The sequence below is a fragment of the Shewanella sp. N2AIL genome (assembly GCF_022690845.1).
GTDB lineage: Bacteria > Pseudomonadota > Gammaproteobacteria > Enterobacterales > Shewanellaceae > Shewanella > Shewanella baltica.
Map to the genome: position 1 here is coordinate 1 of NZ_JALBYT010000116.1, position 255 is coordinate 255.

Below are 255 nucleotides of genomic sequence, written 5' to 3' on the forward strand. Positions count from 1 at the left end.
GTTGATTTCTTAGGCAAATCCGGGGAATCGCACTTTAGTGTGCAGACTGAGAGCTGATGACGAGGTCCTAAGGGACTGAAGTAGTTGATGCCATGCTTCCAGGAAAATCTTCTAAGCTTCAGGTTAGTGGGAATCGTACCCCAAACCGACACAGGTGGTCGGGTAGAGAATACCAAGGCGCTTGAGAGAACTCGGCTGAAGGAACTAGGCAAAATGGTACCGTAACTTCGGGAGAAGGTACGCTCCTGTTGGTGA

At 49.8% G+C, this 255-nt stretch carries 1 rRNA gene; it reads left to right on the plus strand.

The features are described from left to right. Positions 1 to 255: ribosomal RNA gene (locus tag MO387_RS20975) — 23S ribosomal RNA — on the plus strand; the annotation flags it as partial.